The 1,577-nt window shown below is 62.5% G+C and carries 1 protein-coding gene; it reads right to left on the bottom strand.

Features of this window, described 5'->3' with window-relative positions; all coding sequences use genetic code 11:
- Positions 1 to 1,274: 1,274 nt before the first annotated feature.
- Positions 1,275 to 1,577, bottom strand: a 303-nt coding sequence (locus tag JF66_RS19785; RefSeq protein ID WP_035880601.1) for a GIY-YIG nuclease family protein, incomplete at its 5' end; no start/stop codon positions are given.

Genomic DNA, 1,577 nt, shown 5'->3' with positions numbered 1-1,577 from the left:
GTGCTGCCAGGGCTGACCGAAACATCGTTGGTTCCGCAGGCAATTGAAGCGTCGGGCCAAACCCTCGGCGACGTGTACACCGCGCTCGCTCGTGCGGCGATTGCCGACGCCTCCTAGACCCTCCCGCGCTCCCGTAGTAAGAGCCCCGCCGAATGAACTCGGCGGGGCTCTTACTATGTTGGCCCGAGCGCACTCCGCCCCTCCAACGCACCCCGCGGTTTCACGTGAAACAAACGCACCCAAACACTCCAGGCGCCGTCCGAGCCGGTCGCGATCACCGCGGTCTCGACAAGCTCGACCAACGAGGTGCGCGGCACACAAGACAAAGTCGCCCCGCAGGCCAATCCACACACAGCACTCCCCCATCGCTGATCGAGCCTGTCGAGATCATCGCAGTCTCGACAAGCTCGACCAACGAGATGCGCGGCACACTGAACCACCTCGCGGTTTCACGTGAAACCAACGCGCCACAACCTACATGCCCTCCCCCACGCTGATCGAGCCTGTCGAGATCATCGCAGACTCGACCCACGCGGTGCACGGCACACAGAACCACCTCGCCTTTTCACGTGAAACTATCGGACCCCAACTTGCACGCGCTCTCCCATCGCTGATCGAGCCTGTCGAGATCATCGCAGTCTCGACCCACGCGGTGCACGGCACAGTGAACCACCTCGCGGTTTCACGTGAAACCAACGCGCCACAACCTACATGCCCTCCCCCACGCTGATCGAGCCTGTCGAGATCATCGCAGACTCGACACGCTCGACCCACGCGGTGCACGGCACAGTCCACCACCTCGCGGTTTCACGTGAAACCAACGCACCCAAGCACTCCAGGCGCCGTCCGAGCCTGTCGCGATCACCGCGGTCTCGACAAGCTCGACCAACCAGGTGCCAGGCACACAAGACAAAGTCGCCCCGCAGGCCAATCCACACACCACTCTCCCCTCGCCGATCGAGCCTGTCGAGATCACCGCGGTCTCTACACGCTCGACCAACGCGGTGCACGGCACAGTCCACCACCTCGCGGTTTCACGTGAAACCAACGCGCCACAACCTACATGCCCTCCCCCACGCTGATCGAGCCTGTCGAGATCATCGCAGTCTCGACAAGCTCGACCAACGAGGTGCCAGGCAGACAGAACCACCTCGCGGTTTCACGTGAAACCAACGCGCCACAACCTAGATGCCCTCCCCCACGCTGATCGAGCCTGTCGAGATCACCACGGTCTCGACACGCTCGACCCGCGAGGCGCGATCCCCTGCGACTCCTCACGATGGCGCCGATTTATCACTCGGCTCCGAGGATCTACTCAGCAAGGGCAGGTCCGCCGGGCGCCCGTCGATGAGCGCGCGTCGTTTGGCTCGACTCCAATTCTGAACCTGCTTCTCACGTCCGTAGGCATCGGACACTCGTGCATACTCCTCGTAGTAAACAAGGCGCACCGGCCTTCGGCTCTCGGTGTATCGTGCTCCACCGCCATTGTTGTGTTGGTAGACCCGGCGCTCTAGCGCGAACGTACTTCCGACGTAGTAGGAGCCGTCCGAGCACTCCACGATATACATGTACGGCAT

The organism is Cryobacterium sp. MLB-32 (genome assembly GCF_000738085.1).
In the GTDB taxonomy this organism is placed as follows: domain Bacteria; phylum Actinomycetota; class Actinomycetes; order Actinomycetales; family Microbacteriaceae; genus Cryobacterium.
Note: the sequence above shows the minus strand (reverse complement) of the source record. Positions and strands in the feature narration are given on the sequence as shown.